This window comes from Streptomyces sp. 130 (assembly GCF_007096885.1).
In the GTDB taxonomy this organism is placed as follows: domain Bacteria; phylum Actinomycetota; class Actinomycetes; order Streptomycetales; family Streptomycetaceae; genus Streptomyces.
Genome location: NZ_VJNO01000080.1, coordinates 1 through 5,033, shown reverse-complemented (window position 1 = coordinate 5,033; position 5,033 = coordinate 1). Strand labels below are relative to the sequence as shown.

The following is a 5,033-nucleotide window of genomic DNA, read 5'->3' as shown; positions in this document are numbered from 1 at the left end:
CCAACGACCCCTCAGCCCGGGCACGCCCCTCCAGGGCGTACGCGAACGGCAGACGCCCGCAGCCCGGACCATGGCGGCCGGCAGCCCGGAGCCCGGGGCACGCCCCCTCAGGGCGCAGGCGAACGGCAGACGCCCGCAGCCCGCACCACGGCAGCCAACGGCCCCGCAGCCCGGGCCCGCCCCAGCAAGGCACACGCCAACGACACACGCCAGCAGCCCGCACCACGGCAGCCAACGACCCCGCAGCCCGGGCACGCCCCTCCAGGGCGTACGCGAACGGCAGACGCCCGCAGCCCGGACCATGGCGGTCGGCAGGTCCGGGGCGCGGGCGCGCCCCGGACGGGCGTGCGCGGGCGGGAGGGCTGACGGAGGTGTTCCGGCCCGGGCAGCGCGATGTCCGGTCAGCTCCCCAGCTGACCGGACAAACGCTGCCGTCCGCCGCACCCCCGTCCCCACGGGGTTGTTGGCCGGATGTCCCGGTCCGGACCGCTCTTCCGGACCCGGGGCGCCGCTCAGCGCCCCAGCATCACGCCCACGGACGACGCCTGTGTGACCACTGCTTCCCAGCCGCCGAAGACGACGACGAGCAGGGCCGCCAGGGGAAGGACCATGGCGGTCGCCACCAGCGGGTGGCGGCGGCCGGACGCGGCGTACGAGCCGCGTGTCCGCGTGCGGACCACCGTCCGTGCTGCCGTGTCAGCCATGGTTCCTCTCCTGGCCCGATGTGGGGCGGCGGGCGTTTGACCTCGGGGGACGAGTGCGACGCCCGCCGCTTGACCTCAACATTAGGGAACCGGGGGGCGGGCGGCGTCATGCCCGCGTACCGAATCCCGGGCCTCCCGGAGGATGAGCCGTGCCCGGCCGGCGTACTCCCCTGGGTGGAGACCGGACTATGCCGGGTTGGGGTCTTCCCGGAAGGGGCGCTCGGAGGTGTCCTCCCTCGGTACCGGCTGTTCGACCAGGGCGAGGACCCTGGTCGCCATGAAGCGGGCCGTGCGCACCACGGACCCGTTCCTGGTGACTTCACTCACTTCGACCACACCGCGGCGGACCGCGGTCTCCACCCGGCGGCCGGCCCGGGAGGCCACCACCTCGTAGGTCCGGGTGCTGTCCCCGGCGTCCACGACTATCTCGACTCGATCGCCCTTCATTGACCCAATCCCCCTTCTGCGACGGACCTTTGAGATCTCGCACGGGCCCGGGCGCCTGGATCCGCGGCTCCCTGACCACTCCTCAAGTCTCCCACCCGGCACTGACAATCGAATGTCCCGCGAGGGCGCGGCCTCTGAGCGCCCCGGGCGGCGGGTACGTAAGCTGTGCCTCGTCAGGCGTACCAGGCAGCGGGGATGGGCAGACATGGCGATGATGCGGCTCCGGCGCGAGGACCCGCGTGTCGTCGGCTCGTTCAGGCTGCACCGGCGGCTCGGGGCCGGCGGGATGGGCGTCGTCTATCTGGGCTCGGACCGGCGGGGCCAGCGCGTCGCGCTCAAGGTGATCCGCCCGGACCTGGCGGAGGATCAGGAGTTCCGGTCCCGGTTCGCGCGCGAGGTGTCCGCCGCCCGGCGGATTCGCGGCGGGTGCACGGCCCGGCTGGTCGCCGCCGATCTGGAGGCGGACCGCCCCTGGTTCGCCACGCAGTACGTCCCGGGGCCCTCGCTGCACGACAAGGTCGCCGAGGAGGGCCCGCTGTCGGCCGCCGAGGTCGCCTCGATCGGGGCGGCGCTCTCCGAGGGCCTGGTCGCGGTGCACGAGGCGGGGGTGGTCCACCGGGACCTGAAGCCGTCGAACATCCTCCTCTCCCCCAAGGGCCCCCGGATCATCGACTTCGGCATCGCCTGGGCGACGGGCGCGTCCACGCTCACGCACGTCGGTACGGCGGTGGGCTCGCCCGGCTTCCTCGCGCCGGAGCAGGTGCGCGGCGCGGCGGTGACGCCGGCGACGGACGTGTTCTCGCTCGGGGCGACGCTGGCGTACGCGGCGATGGCCGACTCCCCCTTCGGGCACGGCAGTTCCGAGGTGATGCTGTATCGCGTGGTGCACGAGGAGCCCCAGCTCTTCGATGTGCACGACGCGCTGGCGCCGCTGGTGAGCGCCTGCCTGGCGAAGGACCCCGAGGAGCGGCCGAGCACGCTCCAGCTGTCGATGCGGCTCAAGGAGATCGCGGCGCGCGAGGCGCAGGGGCTGCACGAGAGCCGGCCGCCCGTCCAGCGTTCGGCCCAGGAGGCGGACCGCCCGACCGGCCGGCTGGACGGCCCGTACACCGAGCAGCAGACCCGCCGGGCGGCCGGTCCGGCCCCGGGGTCGCGCCCGCAGAACCGGCCGTCGGCGGCGCGTTCCGCCCCCGCCCGCACCGGGGGCGGCCGGCCGGTGCAGCAGCAGCCGCGCGGGTCGGCGCGGCCGGCCAGGCGTCCGCAGGGCACCAACGGGACGAACGGCAGACCGGGCACCCGGCCCGGGACCCGGACGACCTCGACGGGGCGGCGCCCGGCCAACCCGAAGCTGCTGCGGCAGCGGCTCGTCGTCTTCGTGGTGGTGACGCTGCTGGTGGCGCTGGGGATCGCGGCGGCGCAGGGCTGCCAGGGCCCGGCCCGGGGCCTGGGCGTGGATCTCGGGCACGGGCAGAGCCGGAGCCAGGACCGGCAGTAGTCAGCGCTCCGGACGGCCCGTGGCCACCGCGTAGAAGGCGACCGCGGCGGCGGCGCCGACGTTCAGCGAGTCCACGCCGTGGGCCATCGGGATGCGCACCCACCGGTCGGCGGCGGCGAGGGCCCGGGCGGAGAGGCCGTCGCCCTCGGCGCCGAGCATCAGGGCGACCCGGTCCATCCGGTGCGGCGCCGCCTCCTCGATGCTCACGGCCCGCTCGGCGGGCGTCAGGGCGAGCACCGTGAACCCGGCCTCGCGTACGGTCCCGAGCCCCTGCGGCCAGGTGTCGAGGCGGGCGTACGGTACGGAGAACACCGCGCCCATCGAGACCTTGACGGAGCGCCGGTAGAGCGGGTCGGCGCAGTCCGGGGAGAGCAGGACCGCGTCCATCCCGAGGGCGGCGGCGCTGCGGAAGATCGCGCCGATGTTCGTATGGTCGTTGACGGCCTCCATGACGGCCACGCGGCGGGCCGTGCGCAGGAGGTCGCCGGCGTCCGGGAGGGGTTTGCGGCGCATGGAGGCGAGGGCGCCCCGGTGCACGTGGTAGCCGGTGACGCGTTCGGCGAGGTCCGGGGCGACCGTGTAGACGGGGGCGGGGCTCTCCTCGATGACGTCCCGCATCTGGTCGACCCACTTCGCCGAGAGCAGCATGGAGCGCATCTCGTACCCGGCCTGCAGGGCGCGGCGGATCACCTTCTCGCCCTCGGCGATGAAGAGGCCCTCCGCGGGCTCCTTCCTGCGCCGGAGTTCCACGTCGGTGAGGCTGACGTAGTCGCTCAGGCGAGGGTCGTCGGGGGCGTCGATGGTGAGGGGTTCAGCCACGGTTCTGGTGCTGCCTTGTCCGGTGGGGTGCCGACTGTCTGATGCTGTCGCGGCCGACTACGCGCCGCTCGGGGTGGCGTCCGCGCCGACCTCGACCACCGCGCCGATCACGATGACGGCGGGCGGGCGGACGTCCTCGGCGGCCACCCGCTCGGCCACCGTCGCGAGGGTGGCGTCGACGCGGCGCTGGGCGGCAGTCGTGCCCTCCTGGACGAGGGCGACCGGGGTCTCGGGCGGCCGGCCGTGCTCCACGAGGGTACGGGCGATGGCGCCGATCTTGTCGACGGCCATCAGGAGCACCAGGGTGCCGCGCAGCCGGGCGAGGGCCGCCCAGTCGACCAGGGAGCGTTCGTCGTCGGGCGCGACGTGCCCGCTGACCACGGTGAACTCGTGGGCGACGCCCCGGTGGGTGACGGGGATGCCGGCGGCGCCGGGGACCGAGATGGAGCTGGAGATGCCGGGCACGACGGTGCACGGGATGCCCTCGGCGGCGAGCGCCTGCGCCTCCTCCATGCCCCGGCCGAAGACGAACGGGTCGCCGCCCTTGAGCCGGACGACGGCCTTGCCGGCCTTGGCGTGCTCGATCAGCGCCTGGTTGATGGCCTCCTGCGCCATGTAGCGGCCGTACGGGATCTTCGCGGCGTCGATCACCTCGACGTGCGGCGGGAGTTCGTCCAGGAGGTCGCGGGGGCCGAGGCGGTCGGCGATGACGACGTCCGCCTCGGCGAGGAGGCGGCGGCCCCGGACGGTGATGAGGTCCGGGTCGCCGGGGCCGCCGCCGACGAGGGCGACGCCGGCGGTCCGGGTGCGGTGGTGCGGGGCGGCGATGCTGCCGTCGCGCAGGCCCTCCACGATCGCGTCGCGGACGGCGGCCGAGTGGCGCGGGTCGCGGCCGTGGGCGCCGGCGGTGAGCACGGCGACGGTGACGCCCTCGCTGCGGCCGGTGGCGGGCGTCCAGGCGGTGGCCGCTTCGGCGTCGTCGCTGCGGACGCACCAGGTGCGGGTGCGTTCGGCCTCGGCGGACGCGGCCTCGTTGGCGGCCTCGTCGTCGGTCGCGACGAGCGCGTACCAGGTGTCGGTGAGGTCGCCCTCGGCGTACCTGCGGCGCTCCCAGCGGATCTCTCCGGCGTCCGCCATCGCCGCGCCGGCGGGGGGGGCGGACGGCGACACGAGGACGATGTCGGCGCCGGCCGCGATGAGGGCGGGGAGGCGGCGCTGCGCGACTTGGCCGCCGCCGACGACGACTACGCGGCGCCCGTTGAGGCGCAGTCCGACGGGGTAGGCGGGGCGATCGGCGTGCTCGGCCATGGTGGTGCGGGCTCCTCGGGCGGTGCGGGGGCGCGGGCCGCTGCGGCGGTGGAGCGGCGTGGGTGGGGCGGGGATCACGATACGGGGTGGCCCGGGGGCCACGGTGTCCGGTGGGCGGGGGCGGGGGGCGCCTGCGGCGGGCCTCGGGCCCGCCCCCCCCCCGGCCCGGACGGGGGGGGGGGGGGGGCCCCCCCCCCCCCCCCCCCCCCCGCCGGGGGCGGGGGGGGGGGGCGGCCCCCCCCCCCCCGTTTCGGGAAGGG

General features: G+C 75.9%; 5 protein-coding genes. 1 reads left to right on the top strand and 4 read right to left on the bottom strand.

All coding sequences use genetic code 11. The features are described from left to right. Positions 1-512 precede the first annotated feature (512 nt). Together FKN01_RS31930 and FKN01_RS31925 are read right to left on the bottom strand one after the other, a co-directional pair. Positions 513-704 carry a hypothetical protein gene (locus FKN01_RS31930; RefSeq protein ID WP_143626140.1) on the bottom strand — a complete coding sequence of 64 codons (192 nt, stop codon included), beginning with the start codon at positions 702-704 and terminating at the stop codon, positions 513-515. A 186-nt stretch (positions 705-890) separates the two neighbouring features. Next, on the bottom strand, positions 891-1,151 hold the full coding sequence (locus tag FKN01_RS31925; protein WP_143626139.1) for a hypothetical protein: 261 nt from the start codon (positions 1,149-1,151) through the stop codon (positions 891-893). A 205-nt stretch (positions 1,152-1,356) separates the two neighbouring features. On the opposite strand from FKN01_RS31925, the gene FKN01_RS31920 reads away from it, so the two are divergent. Beyond that, positions 1,357-2,646: a serine/threonine-protein kinase gene (locus FKN01_RS31920; protein WP_143626138.1), complete on the top strand. Its 1,290-nt coding sequence runs from the start codon at positions 1,357-1,359 to the stop codon at positions 2,644-2,646. On the opposite strand, the gene FKN01_RS31915 is transcribed toward FKN01_RS31920, so the two are convergent. After that, positions 2,647-3,465 carry an RNA methyltransferase gene (locus FKN01_RS31915; protein WP_143626137.1) on the bottom strand — a complete coding sequence of 273 codons (819 nt, stop codon included), beginning with the start codon at positions 3,463-3,465 and terminating at the stop codon, positions 2,647-2,649. A gap of 57 nt (positions 3,466-3,522) precedes the next feature. After that, positions 3,523-4,773, bottom strand: coding sequence for a uroporphyrinogen-III C-methyltransferase (gene cobA, locus FKN01_RS31910; protein ID WP_143626136.1), 1,251 nt, complete (start codon positions 4,771-4,773; stop codon positions 3,523-3,525). Positions 4,774-5,033: the final 260 nt, after the last annotated feature.

Coding starts and splice junctions, on each gene's coding strand:
- FKN01_RS31930 (WP_143626140.1), bottom strand. CDS start 704: ATGGCTGACACGGCAGCACGGACGGTGGTCCGCACGCGGACACGCGGC.
- FKN01_RS31920 (WP_143626138.1), top strand. CDS start 1,357: ATGGCGATGATGCGGCTCCGGCGCGAGGACCCGCGTGTCGTCGGCTCG.
- FKN01_RS31925 (WP_143626139.1), bottom strand. CDS start 1,151: ATGAAGGGCGATCGAGTCGAGATAGTCGTGGACGCCGGGGACAGCACC.
- cobA (WP_143626136.1), bottom strand. CDS start 4,773: ATGGCCGAGCACGCCGATCGCCCCGCCTACCCCGTCGGACTGCGCCTC.